Source organism: Stenotrophomonas sp. YJH_SMC_69 (assembly GCF_059370495.1).
Genome location: NZ_JCAFTS010000004.1, coordinates 107,604 through 120,772, shown reverse-complemented (window position 1 = coordinate 120,772; position 13,169 = coordinate 107,604). Strand labels below are relative to the sequence as shown.

Below are 13,169 nucleotides of genomic sequence, written 5' to 3'. Positions count from 1 at the left end.
CAGCGGCCGGCACTACCGGACGCCGTTACTTGCGCTGGTCGGCGCTGGCGTCACGCACGGCGCGGAACGCCTCGTCCTTGCTCCAGTTCGGCCAATCGCGGGAATTGGCCAGCTGGTTGCCCAGCGTGTACAGCACTTCCAGGTCGCGCGCGGCACCGGCAAACACCCAGTCCGGCTGCCACTCGTCGCCCTGCTGGTGATAGCGCTTGGCGGTGTAGTCCTCGGAGGCCTTCCTGCCTGCGGCCACGCCACCGTCCACCCAGTCCTGGCCGGCCGACCAGGACAGCGCCGGCACGCCACGCTTGGCGAACGGGAAGTGGTCGGAGCGGAAGAACAGGCCCGCTTCCGGCTTCGGGTCCGGCGTGTAGCGGATATCCCAGCCCTTGGCCACGTCCTTCAGCTGGTCCAGCAGCTCGAAGCGCGCGGCACCGTAGATGCCGAAGTCACGCGACGGGCCGAACGGCGCCATGCCGTCCATGTTGATCACGGCCACGGTCTTTTCCAGCGGATACAGCGGATGGGTGGCGTAGTACTCAGAACCCAGCAGGCCCTTTTCCTCGGCGGTGACCGCCAGGAACAGCAGCGAGCGCTGCGGGCGCTTCTCCTTGGCGAAGCCACGGGCCAGCTCGACCAGCGAGGCGGTGCCGCTGGCGTTGTCCAGCGCGCCGTTGAAGATGCGGTCACCGCGCGCGTCCGGCTCGCCCACGCCGATGTGGTCCCAGTGCGCGCTGTAGATGATGGTCTCGTCCGGATGGCGGCTGCCTTCCAGGCGCGCGGCCACGTTGTGAGAGGTGATCACTTCGGACTTCACCGCGTACTTCGCGTCCAGGCTGGCGCCGGTCAGCGGCACCGGGGTGAAGTCGCGCTGCTGCGCCTTCTTCTTCAGTGCCTCGAAATCCTGCCCGGCCGAGCGGAACAGCTCCACGGCAAGGTCGCGCTGGATCCAGCCTTCCAGCAGCGGGTGGCTTTCTGCCGGGTTGTCACGCACCACGTCGAACATGGTGTTGGTGTTGGAGCCGGCCACGGTGGCCCAGCCATACGACGCCGGTGCGGTCTCGTGCACGATCAGCACGCCCAGCGCACCCTGACGAGCGCCTTCCTCGTACTTGTAGGTCCAACGGCCGTAATAGGTCATGCCCTTGCCGTCGAAATCACCTTGGCCGGTTTCGAAGTCCGGGTCGTTGATCAGCACCACGGCGATCTTGCCCTTCAGGTCCACGCCCTTGAAGTCGTCCCAGTTGCGCTCCGGTGCCTTCACGCCGTAGCCGAGAAACACCAGCGGGGCCTTGCTGATGTCGACGCTGCTGGCGCCGTTCATGGCGGCGCGCACGGCGATCTGCTTGCCCTGCTCCAGCGGCAGGGTCTTGCCGCCCTGGTGCAGCGCCAGCTGCGGTGCGCCGACGATGTCGCCCTTGCGCAGCGGCACGGCCTGGGTCCACAGGCGCTTGCCGTCCTTGAGGTCGCCGCCCGGCTGCAGGCCGGCGTCGGCAAACTGCTTGCTGAGGTAGGCGATGGTCTTTTCTTCGCCGGCGGTGGCCGGCGAGCGGCCTTCGTAGGCGTCGGAGGCCAGTTCCTTGACGTCGGCGGAGATCCGCGCGCCATCGAATTTCGGGGTGGCCGCCATCAGTGCGCTCGACACCGACAGGGCCAGCACGCCCAGTACCACTCGTTTCATTGCTCTCTCCAGCAGGGAAATCCTTCTGGAGTGTAATGGGATTCGCCAGGGCTGCGCCCTGCACCTGCCGAAACAACGGCAACAGCCGAAGCAACAGCAAAAGCTGGTTTCCTGAGGGTAGGCGGGGTCCCACTGCTGTTGGTGGGTGTCGACCTGGGTCGACACGCACGGAAACACGAAGGGGTCAGATCCTTTTCCCGCCGGAAAAGGGCTCTGACCCCATCGGTGTGTTGCTTGAGCCTGTTACCAGTTCGGGTCTTCGGCCGGGGCAGCAGCGGGCTTGGGCTTCGGCTTGGCCGCCGGGCGTGCGGCGGCGGCGGGAGCGGCCGAGGCAGTCGCACCTGCGGCGGCAGCCGGCTTGCTGCCCAGCTTCTGGCGCAGTTCGATCTGGCCCGGGCGGAAACCGCCGCGCATCGCGTCGACGCCGTCTTCGATGGTGCCGTACGAGGTCTGTGCGGCCACGCGGTCGATGCGGATGGTGCAGCACGGGTGTTCACTGCGGCCCAGCGAGCGGCCGGTCTGCGGGTCCTTCAGTTCCTCGCCCAGGCGCACGGCCTGCCAGCGCTGGCCGGCCTGCAGGGTTTCGCCCCCCTGGCTCAACACCACCTGGTCACCGTCCACAGAAACCACCGACACCGGGAACAGCGTGGTGACGATCGTGGTACCGATCTGGCCCGACAGCGATTCCATCATCGCCGCGGCCATGTTGCGGCCGTTGACCACGCGGGGCAGAGTGCTCGGGCCAGTCGAGGCCAGCTGGTGGTCGAAGCTGTCGGACATCACCACCTGGCCGGTGGTGGCGTTGATCAGGCGCAGGGTGATGCGGCCGCCACCGGAGTACGAGGTCACCTGGCGGTCGGACATGCGCAGGTTGCGCACGCTGCGCGGGTACTCGAAGCGTTCGATGGTCGGGATAAGGATCAGGTCGGTCGCCAGCTGCTGGCCGACGCGTGCGGTGTCCTGCAGGCGTACGTTGCCGCTGTTGATATGGTCGATCTCGGCCTGCAGTTCGTCGCCGAACTCGCGATCCAGCACGATGAAGCGCTGGGTCTGGGTCAGCGTGTCGGACAGGCGCGCGCGGATCGCGTCGGCCACTTCATCGGCACTCACGCGGCCATCGCCCACGGCATAGCTGCCGGCCTTGGTGCGCGGCAGCGCGACCACGATCTTCGGCTTGCCCTGCTCGTCCGGTGCACGGTACTGGGCAATCTGTGCACGCACGCGCACCTTCCAGTAGCTGCGCATGCTGCGGTGGGTCACATCCGAATCGAACGAGCTTGCGCCACGCTTGGCATCGACGCTGACCTTCTCGTCGTAGCTCTCCTTGACGCTGGCCGAGGCTCCGCCACCCTTGGCCGTGGCCTCGCCGGACGCGCTGGCAGAGGCCGAACCCTTGAAGCTCCAGCCTTCGTCGCTGGCGCGCACGCGCGCGATGGTTTCTTCATCCAGCTGCCGCACTTCGTCCTGCGACAGGATTTCATAGCCCAGCACCGCGCCCTGCGAGCCGGCGATCATCTGCTGGGTGAACGCGTCGGCGCGGATATCGCCGACGTGTTCGTCATCCACATCCACATGCAGGCCTGCACGCAGGCTCTGCATCTGGCTGGCCACGCGTACGCCGTTGACCTGCGCCACCGCCGACTGCAACGCCGCCAGCACCGCCAGTTCCGGGGTGCTGCCGATGCCGTCGGCCTCGCGCGCGACCTGGGTGGTGCCGCCGAAATCCGGCGTGCCACGCAGGGGCGCTGCTTCCACTGGCGCATTGCTGGCCAGTGCACTGGTTGCCTTGTCCTTGGCAGGTGCGGGCGCTTCGGCCGGGGTGTCCTGCTTGCCACAGGCTGCAAGCAGCGCGGCAGCCAGGCCCAGGCCGATCAAACGGGAGGTCGTACGCATGGGGATTCGCCTCGGATCAGTTCATCTTGTCCAGCTGGCCCAGCATCGAGTCGGCGTTGGACGGCACCTTGACCTTGCTCTTCTTGGCGAAGGTCACAGCCGACTTGGTCGAACCGTACAGGCCCTGGATGAAGCCCGGCGATTCCTTGGCCACCCATGCACCAGCGGCCAGCTTGCGGCCGACGGTAGCCATCTGGGTGGCGCCCAGGTTCTTCATGCCGGCGGTGAAGTTGCTGGCTTCGCCACCCAGCTTCTGCGCTTCGGCAGCCGAGGACAGCAGCGAGACCAGGCCTTCGGCGTAGTGCTGCTTGGATTCAGCGTTCAGCTCCGGCTGCGCGGCCTGGCGCTCGTCGATCGCGGCCTGGGCGGCTTCGCTGACCGACACCGACTTCTTCATCGCATCGACGCTGACCGAACCCGACGACAGCGCCTGGCGCTCGGCTTCCAGCAGCTGCACCTGCTCGGCCAGGCCGAAGGCACGGGCGAACGAGGTCTGGGCCTGCAGCGAGTGCGACTGCGAGCTGACGAAACGACGCACCAGCGCTTCCTGCGCGGCTTCGTCCGGGGCAGCGGCGCTGGAGGTGCTGCTGGAGGAGCCGGTGGAGCCACCAGCCAGGTCCTTCAGCTTGCCCAGGCCGGCATGGGCCGGCATCGACAGGGTGGCGGCCGCGATGGCCAGGGCAAGAGCGGTATTGCGGATCATGTGAGAGTCCTTTGGGAGAAACGGCCGCGTGCGGCACGTGGGGAATCGGTAACCCAGGGGCGATGCCGAGCGAGCTCGGCACCCACCGGGGCGGCGGATCAGCGGACCGCCTTGACGTTCAGTTCGTTGATCATCTGCTGGGCGGCCTTTTCGGCAGCCAGCTGCAGGGCATTGGTACGGGCCACGGTTTCATTCGGGCCGGTACCGGAGAACTGCACCGGGCCGACCGACGACACGGTGCGCGGGAAACGACCGGTCACGTCCAGCACCTTGCCGGTGACAGTGACGAACACGCGGGTGTTGCCGCTGGCCGGATCGCGGTCACGCATGCCGACGTCGAGGGTGCCGACGGCGATGTACGGGATGTTGGCCGCACGGATGCCATTGGCGGTGTCGCGCAGGGTGGCCGGGGCCAGGTCGTTGCCGGTGCTGAAGTCCTTGCGGATGCGCTCGATGCTGAGCAGGCCGCGCGACTCGCCTTCCACGTACTCGGCTTCAACCACCTCGTAGCCGGCGGCGCTGAAGGCACCGGTCATCGCGGTGTTGACTTCGGCGGCGTTGGCCACCTTCCAGGTGATGTTGTCGGCGCGCGCGGCGGTGCTGCCGCCGCTGGTGACCGACACCGAACCGTTCTGGTTGATGCTGCCGTTGGTGCTGACCGAGTTGCCGCGGAAGCTGTCGCCTTCACGGGTGTTCTCGCTGTAGCTGCTGCTGGCGTCGACGCGGCGGTATTCCTTGTCCTGGAACGACTGCACGGTGTCCTGCGAGCGCGCCATGAACAGGAAGGTCAGCAACGAGCGCTGCGCAGCGGTGGCGCCGGCCACGGCCGAACCCGCATCCAGCTTGGTCTGCAGCAGGGTGGTGTTGATCTCGGCGCGGACGGTGACGCTGTAGGTCTTGGCCTTCTTGTCTTCGGTGTCCGACAGCTGTACGGCGCTGAGCACGTAGCGGTCGATCTCGCCGATGAACTCGGCGCGGCGCGCCTCGAACAGGCGCAGCTTGGCCGCACCGGTTTCGGCGATGTACGCCTCCAGGGCATTGACCTTGGCCTTGTTCAGGGCCTGGGCACGGGTATCGGCGCTCAGGCGCAGGCCGTAGCTGGCCGAGCCGGTACCGCGCGAACTCGCGGTCTGCGCAGCGACCGGCGAGGCCACCGCCAGCGCGATGAGGATGAGCAGGATGGTACGCATCAACGACATGACTTGATCAACTCCTGGAGGGCTTGGGTCTGCTGCTGCAACGGGCGGCCGCCCGGCTTCTGTTCGTCCAGCCAGGCGCGCGAATCGGCACGCTTGGCGGCGGCGCCGGCGAAGGCGTCGAAGCCGGCCAGCAGGGTTTCGTAGCTGGCCGACCACTGGTCGACCTGCCACTGCGTGACCGGCACCACCTTGGTGGCCCCCTTGCGCAGCGGCTGTTCGAAATAGACCTTGCCCGAGAACGGCTCGCTCACCTTGGCGGTGAAGAAGGCGCCGAACAGCATCGTCTTCATCGCCGGGGTTTCCTCGATCACGCCGTTCTTCAGTGCATCGACCTGCAGCTGGATGACGTAGTCGGGTTCGGGAATCTTCAGCTGGTAGACCTTACCGTCGGCAAAGCGGGCGGCCATCGCACCGCCGATCGCCTGGCCCGAGGCCGGCGGCAGCAGGCCAACGCCAGTGTTGGACGACAGCGTCTTGGACAGTTCGTGCGCAAGCGTGGCACGCAGCGGTGCTTCCCACTTCGGATCGGGCAGCTTGGCGCGTGCCGCGTCGGACAGGGTCACCCCGCCCACCTGCAGGCGACGCACGGCGGCATCGGGCAACCGGGCCTGCGCCAGGCTGGCCGCCAGTACCTGCGACAGGCTGGTATCGGCACCGCCGTACAGCAGATCGGCGACGATCGCGTCGATATCGTCGTTGTCCGGACGGTAGTCCTGCACGTCGATGCGCTGCAGGGTGAGCGGATAGGAGGCGATCACCTGGCGCTCGCGGAAGTCGAAGAACAACGCCTGCAGCGCCACTTCCACCAGCACCTTGTACTGGTCGCCGATCGGTTCGACCGAGACCAGCTCGCGATCCAGCGCAGCGGCCAGCACGGTGGCACTGGTGGTGCCGTCGAGCATCGCCACCGGCTGGTCGATCAGCTCCAGGTGGGCCGGTGCGTGGCGCTTGAGCGACTGTGCCAGCGTCTGGTTCAGCGGGACCAGCCCACGCCGTTCCAGCACCGCGTGCGCATGCGGGGTGGTCGCCTGCACGGCGGCGGCGTCAGCGGTATAGGCAAAACCGGCCCAATAGGCCTGCTGTGATTTGTCCGCAGCCTGCACGGCCATCGGCCATACGGCCAGGCACAGGGCACAGGCAAGCAGGCGCGCAAAAGCGCGCGATGCGCTCTTCGTCCTTGAATACATCCAACCGCTCCTCGGTCAATACGCGCGGATCGCGGACGCTGATGCGTCCGCTGGGCGCGAAACATAGCCGCTCAGGCGGCCGGCGACAAGTGCTGCCTTTGTCGGCTCAGTCCGTGGGGGGCAGGCCCGCCCGTTGCCGCAGCAGTCCGCGCTCGGCCTGGTTCTGGCTGAGCCGAGCGGCCTGGCCAAAAGCGTCACGTGCGTCCTGCTCACGCCCCAGTGCCTGCAGCAGCTCGCCGCGCACCACCTGCAGCGGCGCATAGTCGCGCAGGCGCGCGTCGACCAGCAGGGGCTGCAGCTGCGCCCACGCGGCGAACGGGCCTTCGCTGCGCAGGATCGCCACCACCCGGTTCAATGCCACCACCGGCGAAGATTGCACCTGCAGCAGCTGTGCATAGAGCGCGGCGATACGCGGCCAGTCGGTCGCGTCGGCGCGCCGCGCAGCCGCATGGCAGGCCGCGATGCGCGCCTGCAGCACATACGGATCCTGGTCGCCACCGATGGCCAACGCGCGCGCCAGCACCTGCTGCCCGCGGTCGATCTGCAGCCAGTCCCAACGCGCGCGGTTCTGCTGGTCCAGCAGCACCGGCGCGCCCTGCGCGTCCACCCGTGCCGCTGCGCGCGAAGCCTGCAGTTCCATCAGCGCCAGCAGGCCCAGTACCGGCGGCACCGGCAACCGATGCGCCAGGATGCGGGCCAGCCGCAGCGCTTCCTCGCACAGCGCCGGGCGCATCCAGTCATCACCGGCGCTGGCGGCGTAGCCTTCGTTGAACACCAGATAGATCGCTTCCAGCACCGAGGCCAGGCGCTCCGGCATCGCGTCCGCGCGTGGCACTTCATAGGGCACCTGCTTCTGCGCCAGCGTGCGCTTGGCGCGCACGATGCGCTGGGCGATGGTCGGCTCCGGCTGCAGGAACGCACGTGCAATCTCGACGGTGCTCAGGCCACCGAGCAGGCGCAGGGTCAGTGCCACCCGCGCATCGGCCGGCAGCACGGGATGGCAGGCCACGAACATCAGCCGCAGCAGGTCATCGCCCAGGTCGTCCTCCAGTGCCTGGCTGTCATCCGGCGCCGGCAGTGCCGCCGGATGCAGTTCCTCGCCCCACTGCGCATGCTGCTGCGTCACCCGCTGGTGCTGGCGCAGCACATCGATGGCACGGTTGCGCGCGGTGGTCATCAGCCAGGCTCCGGGGTTGTCCGGGATACCCTGCTCCGGCCAACGCTCCAGCGCGGCCAGCCAGGTGTCCTGGGCCAGCTCCTCGGCACGGCCGACATCGCCACCGAGCAGCCGCGCCAGGCGCGCAATCAGCACTGGCGACTCCATCCGCCAGAGGGTTTCCAGACGCTGCGTCAGTGCGGGCTCGAGCATGCGCCGATCACAGCACGCACGCCCGGCCCGCACAAGCGCCGCAGCTCACGCTTCAACAATCGGCTTGAAGCCACCCCAGAACATGCGCCGGGTATCGAACGGCATGTCCTTCGGGCCCAGCGACGCCAGCCGCGGGTCGGCCATCACCTTTGCGTTGATGCGGTCGCGTGCCGCGCGCGAGCGGAACACCACGAAGGCGACGATCACCGTCTCGCCCGGTTTCGCCTTGACCGCGCGCGGGAACGAGGTGCTCTTGCCCGGCTCCACATCGTCGGCCACGCATTCCATGTACTGCAGCGCGCCATGGTCCTTCCACACCGCGCCGGCCTTGCGGGCAAGGCGGCGGTAGGCCGCCACCTTGTCCTGCGGGCACGGCAGCACGTAAGCGTCCACGTAAGCCATGCGGGTTCTCCCTGCGGCGGCCGTCAGCCCGGCTCGCCGTCCATGTGTGCGATTTCCCAGAGATGGCCATCCAGGTCCTGGAAGCCACGCTGGTACATGAAACCGTAGTCGCGCGCGGGCTGCGGTTCACTGGCGCCGGCCGCCAGAGCCTTGTCCACCATCACGTCCACCGCCTTGCGGCTGTCCGCCGACAGGCAGGTGATCACCTCGGTCTGGCTGCGTGCGTCGGCGATCGGCTTGGTGGTGAACTGCTTGAAGAACGGCTGGGTCAGCAGCATCACGAAGATGCTCTCGCTGATCACCATGCAGGCGGCATCGTCATTGGTGAAGGTCGGGTTGAAGCTGTAGCCCAGCGCTGCGAAAAAGGTCTTGGACGCGTTCAGATCCTGCACGGGCAGGTTGACGAAGATCATCTGCGGTTGCGGTGCACCCATCGGTGAAGCTCCTTGTGGATGAAAGAAAGAGAGGAATCAGGGCTGCTTCATGCAGTTGACCATCCACGGCTTGCCATAGCGGTCGACCAGCATGCCCCAGCGGTGCGCCCAGAACGTTTCGGCGATCGGCATCTGCACCTGCCCCCCCTCGGCCAGCGCGGCAAACACGCGTTCGGCTTCTTCGATGCTGTCGACATCAACATTGATGGTGGTCGAGCCACCCTCGCCGCCGCCGGGGCCGTCGGCCGCCATCACGATGGCGTTGCCGATCTCCAGCTGGCTGTGGGCGACGTGGTCCAGCGTCTGCGCCGGCATTTCATTGCAGCCGGGCATGCCATCGGACGGCGGCATGTCGCGGTATTTCATTTCCGAAGTGACCTGGCCACCCAGTGCCTTGGCGTAGAACGCCATCGCCTCGTGGGCCTGGCCGCTGAAGCCGAGGAAGGGAATCAGTCTCATGGCAATACTCCGTGATGTGGTTCAGGGCGGTAGCGCCGGGTCGTGCCCGGCGTGGAGATGAATCGGGTCAACCTTCCAGCTGTGCACGCAGACGCTGTTCCTGCTGCTGTAATTCGGGGGTGAAGGCTTCACCGAAGTCTTCAGCGGAGATCAAGGGACGCAGTTCGAGCGTGCCGCCACTGCCGAACGGCGCGCGGCTGGCCCATTCAACCGCTTCGTCCAGCGACCGCACCTCCCACAGCCAGAAGCCGGCGATCTGTTCACTGGCAGGACCGAACGGACCGGCCTCGACCTGGGGTGCCCCGCCGCCGAAGTGAATGCGACGGCCGCGCTGGGTGGCGTGCAGGCCTTCACCGGCCAGCATGATGCCGGCGGCCACCAGTTGTTCGTTGAAGGCGCCCATTTCGGACAGTTCCTGTTCGCTGGGCATGCGGCCGGCTTCGGAGTCGGCGTTGGCCTTCACGATCACCATCACTTTCATTGCGGTCTCCCGTGGGGACGCGTGGTGCGTGCCCTTCATTGGGTACAACGAACCAGGGGGCTGGGAATCGACACGTCCTCTGAAAATTATTTCTTCCGTGGAAAGCGCGCCTTCGGCGGAGGTCGGCGAACGGCGGAGCCCCTCCGTGGTGGGTTGGGTTGGTCGCTGAAAGCGCGGGTTCATGGGTTTGGCCGGGTGGGTAGGCGGGTCGGGGGACGCCGTAAACCCATCCATGGGGGCTTGGCCGCGGCATCCATGCCGCGGACACCCCCGCCCCGCCTACCCACCCGGCCCTGGACAGTTTCCTGCCTCCGGTACCCACCACGGGAAGATCAAGAGAAAAGGCAACAGCAACAGCAAAAGCAACAGCAAAAGCAACAGCAAAAGCAAAAGCAACAGCAAAAGCAAAGGCGGTTGGCTGGCGGGCTCGGCTTTGCGAGCAAAGCGACCCGCTTTTGCTCTTGCTTGTTGATTTCCCGTGGTGGATCGGCCGCCGGAATCTGTCTGGGGCCGGGCGGGTGGGGTTGGCGGGGTATCCGCGCCGTGGATGGCGCGGCTAAGCCTCCAGGGACGGATTCACGGCGTCCCCGCCAATCCCGCCCGCCCGGCCCACCCTCAGGAAACCCGCTTTCAGCGACCCACCCACCCCACCACGGAGGGGCTCCGCCGTTCGCCGATCGCCCGCCGCAGGCGGCTTTTCGCGCTGCAGCATGCCGGCGGGCAAACCTGCGCCATCATGGACACCCCGCCCCCGCCAGGACCGTGCCATGCAGCAGTACCTGCTTCTGATCTATATCGAGCCTGCCCTGCTGCAGGCCCTGCCCATCGAAGAATTCAACGCGCTGATGCGCGACTGCCTGGCCCACGCCGACAAGCTGCAGGCCGAAGGCACGCTGCTGGCCGCGCAGAAACTGCAGCCGGTCGACACTGCACAGACCCTGCGCGTGCGTGATGGCAACAGCCGTGTTCTCGATGGCCCGTTCGCCGAAACCCGCGAACTGCTGGCCGGCTTCAACCTGATCGTCGCCCGCGACCGCGACGAAGCCATGCGCATCGCCCGCGACTTCCCGTGGGCGCGCTTCGGCAGCATCGAAGTGCGGCCGCTGGAAGACATGGACGCCGAGCGCGAACGTTGCGGCGCCCCGGCTGCGGCTATGGCAGCAGCCGTACCCTGATCTCGCGCGGGCCGACGCCTTCGTTGCCGCTGTAGTCGCGCACGCTGGCGCGCACGATGTACTCGCCCGGCGGCAGCGCCGCCGGCTGCCAGCGCCCGGTTTCCATCAGGCCGTCGCGCACGGTGTTGGTGGCCAGGTAGCGGAAACGGGTGACCGCGCTGCCATGCACGGTGATGCCGCTGTCCGGTGCGTAGGCCACGCGCACAGCTTCCTTCTGCGGCGGCATGCGGTTGAACACAATGTTCCAGCGTGGCTGTTCATAGCCCTGCAGCGCTCGGCCATCGGCGTCGAGGATCTGGTAGCCCACCTGGTACATGCCCAGGCGGCGGCGCGGCAGGTTGTTGTCGACCTGGTCCCAGGCCTCGACCACGATCTGCACGCCGCGGCCCTGGCGCGCCACCATCACCACGCCATCGCTGCCGGCGGCCATCGGCTGGTCGTTGTCGTCCAGCAGGGCCACATCGGTGATGCGCGGCGCGAAGTGGTCGGCGTAGCCCTGGAAGCCCAGCGCCACCGCGTTGGTCTCGAAGCCGCCGGTACCCACCGCCAGGTGCACGTGCGCCTGGTTGTTGATGCTACCCAGGCGGTCACCGACGTGGATGCGCATGCCGCGGCGCACGCGCATCCGCTCCAGCCTGCCCTGCTCGTCGTACAGCGCCTGCCAGCGCGCATCGTAGGGTTCGTCGCGCGGGGTGCGGCCGACCCGCATGTGGATGTACTTGAGGCGATCCACGACCAGGCCCTCGGCCTGCTCACCCAGGTTCCAGGCGGCCACCGGGCTGCTGATCTTGCCTTCGGCGATCGCCAGCACGGTCTGGCCCACATCACCGCGCACGTCGAAGCCGCCATGCAGGTGGTGGCGGCTCTCACCGGTGAAGTTGCCGCGCACCTCGCCCAAGGTGCCGACCACTTCGTGCCAGCCGTCCTGCGGTGCCAGCGGCCAACGGCCCCCGGTCTTCGGCAGCGCGGCATCGGCAGCCGGGCCGACCAGTGCCGGTGCCGGCAGGTCGCCCACCGGCAGCGGGCGCAGGCGATGCAGGCGGTAGCTGGCGGCGTCGGCCACCAGCACGCTGCCATCGGCATCCAGCGCCAATCCGCTGGGGCGGGCCAGGCGCGGCAGGCGGCCATTGCCGACCAGCGCGATCTGATGGCCCTGCGGCGTCACCTGCACGATGCGGCCATCGAGATCACCCACGTACAGCACGCCGTCATGGGTGGTGGCCAACGACAGCGGCCCATTGATCACGCCACCGGCGGCGACCGCGGTGCTGACCGTACCATCGGCACCCACCCGGCGCACGGCGTTGTTGAACAGGTCGGCCACCAGCAACGCGCCCTGCGCGTCGAAGGCCAGCGCCACCGGCGTATCGAAGCGCGCAGCGGCGCCCACGCCATCGGCAAGGCCCGGCCGATCACCACCGGCCAGGGTGCGCACGCTGCCATCCGTACCGATCACCCGGATGCGATCGTTGAACGTATCGGCCACGTAAACCTGGCCCTGCGCATCCACGGCGATGCCCATCGGCGCATCGAAGCGGGCCTGCGCGGCAGGGCCGTCGGCGTGGCCCTGTTCGCCACCGGCCAGCGTGGTCACCTGGCCATCGGTGCTGATGCGGCGGATCGCATGGTTGCCGGTGTCGGCCACATACAGGTTGCCCTGCGCGTCGGCGGCAATGCCCGAAGGCGTGTTGAAACTGGCCTGCAGTGCAGGGCCATCGACACGTCCCTCGCCCTGCCCGGCCACCGTTTCAACGCGGCCATCGGGAAGGCGGCGACGGATCCGGTTGTTGTCGCCGGCATCGGTGAAATAGACGCTGCCATCGGCACTGCGCAGCAACGCGTACGGATCGGCGAAGCGTGCCTCCGCGGACGCGCCATCACGGTCACCCGGGTGGCCATCGCCGGCCAGCGGTTCAATCTGCGCGGTCCACGCCAACGGCGTCGGAGCCGGACCCGCCGGTTCAGCCAGCGTATGCAGCGGTGTCTCCCACCAGGTCGCAGCCAATGCCACTACCGTCGCCAACGCTACGCCTGCCGCCATCCATTGCCACCGTGCCATCGTGCTGCGCTGCCTGCCTGCTGTCTGAAGAGGCACCGACAATAGACGCTGCGCGTGCGATCCGCCACGGCCGATTGTGCGGCTGAACGCCAGAATTCGCTTCGTCGTGCTTGTCCTCGCTGGCTGCAGCAGG

At 67.7% G+C, this 13,169-nt stretch carries 12 protein-coding genes; 1 reads left to right on the top strand and 11 read right to left on the bottom strand.

Annotated elements, in window-relative coordinates; genetic code table 11:
• Positions 1 to 25: 25 nt before the first annotated feature.
• From AC5P8F_RS08480 to AC5P8F_RS08435, 10 genes are all read right to left on the bottom strand, one after another.
• Positions 26 to 1,675 carry a M28 family metallopeptidase gene (locus AC5P8F_RS08480; RefSeq protein ID WP_495227917.1) on the bottom strand — a complete coding sequence of 550 codons (1,650 nt, stop codon included), beginning with the start codon at positions 1,673 to 1,675 and terminating at the stop codon, positions 26 to 28.
• A 243-nt stretch (positions 1,676 to 1,918) separates the two neighbouring features.
• Positions 1,919 to 3,568, bottom strand: a complete 1,650-nt coding sequence (locus tag AC5P8F_RS08475) for a CsgG/HfaB family protein (RefSeq protein WP_041863036.1) — start codon at positions 3,566 to 3,568, stop codon at positions 1,919 to 1,921.
• A gap of 16 nt (positions 3,569 to 3,584) precedes the next feature.
• A complete protein-coding gene (locus tag AC5P8F_RS08470; RefSeq protein WP_049408541.1) occupies positions 3,585 to 4,271 on the bottom strand; it encodes a hypothetical protein in 687 nt (228 codons plus the stop codon).
• 98 nt (positions 4,272 to 4,369) lie between these two features.
• Complete coding sequence (locus AC5P8F_RS08465; RefSeq protein ID WP_495227915.1) at positions 4,370 to 5,470, bottom strand: hypothetical protein; 1,101 nt, start codon at positions 5,468 to 5,470, stop codon at positions 4,370 to 4,372.
• Complete coding sequence (locus AC5P8F_RS08460) at positions 5,461 to 6,657, bottom strand: hypothetical protein (protein WP_053495494.1); 1,197 nt, start codon at positions 6,655 to 6,657, stop codon at positions 5,461 to 5,463. Before AC5P8F_RS08460 ends, AC5P8F_RS08465 begins: the two co-directional genes overlap by 10 nt.
• 106 nt (positions 6,658 to 6,763) lie before the next feature.
• Positions 6,764 to 8,026 carry an RNA polymerase sigma factor gene (locus tag AC5P8F_RS08455; protein WP_329768435.1) on the bottom strand — a complete coding sequence of 421 codons (1,263 nt, stop codon included), beginning with the start codon at positions 8,024 to 8,026 and terminating at the stop codon, positions 6,764 to 6,766.
• Positions 8,027 to 8,071: 45 nt separating this feature from the next.
• Positions 8,072 to 8,428, bottom strand: a complete 357-nt coding sequence (locus tag AC5P8F_RS08450; protein WP_014645774.1) for a DUF1428 domain-containing protein — start codon at positions 8,426 to 8,428, stop codon at positions 8,072 to 8,074.
• Positions 8,429 to 8,451: 23 nt separating this feature from the next.
• Positions 8,452 to 8,862, bottom strand: a complete 411-nt coding sequence (locus tag AC5P8F_RS08445) for a VOC family protein (protein ID WP_142235385.1) — start codon at positions 8,860 to 8,862, stop codon at positions 8,452 to 8,454.
• 36 nt (positions 8,863 to 8,898) lie between these two features.
• Positions 8,899 to 9,321, bottom strand: a complete 423-nt coding sequence (locus AC5P8F_RS08440) for a VOC family protein (protein ID WP_111205909.1) — start codon at positions 9,319 to 9,321, stop codon at positions 8,899 to 8,901.
• Positions 9,322 to 9,388: 67 nt separating this feature from the next.
• The gene (locus AC5P8F_RS08435) at positions 9,389 to 9,802 is read right to left on the bottom strand and encodes a YciI family protein (RefSeq protein WP_014645771.1); all 414 of its coding nucleotides are present in this window, start codon (positions 9,800 to 9,802) and stop codon (positions 9,389 to 9,391) included.
• A gap of 767 nt (positions 9,803 to 10,569) precedes the next feature.
• Between AC5P8F_RS08435 and AC5P8F_RS08430 the strand changes: the two genes are divergently transcribed.
• A complete protein-coding gene (locus AC5P8F_RS08430; RefSeq protein ID WP_012479004.1) occupies positions 10,570 to 10,977 on the top strand; it encodes a YciI family protein in 408 nt (135 codons plus the stop codon).
• Here AC5P8F_RS08430 and AC5P8F_RS08425 read toward each other — a convergent pair.
• A complete protein-coding gene (locus AC5P8F_RS08425; protein ID WP_329768434.1) occupies positions 10,955 to 13,036 on the bottom strand; it encodes a gluconolaconase in 2,082 nt (693 codons plus the stop codon). The two genes, AC5P8F_RS08430 and AC5P8F_RS08425, sit on opposite strands and share 23 nt — an antisense overlap.
• Positions 13,037 to 13,169: the final 133 nt, after the last annotated feature.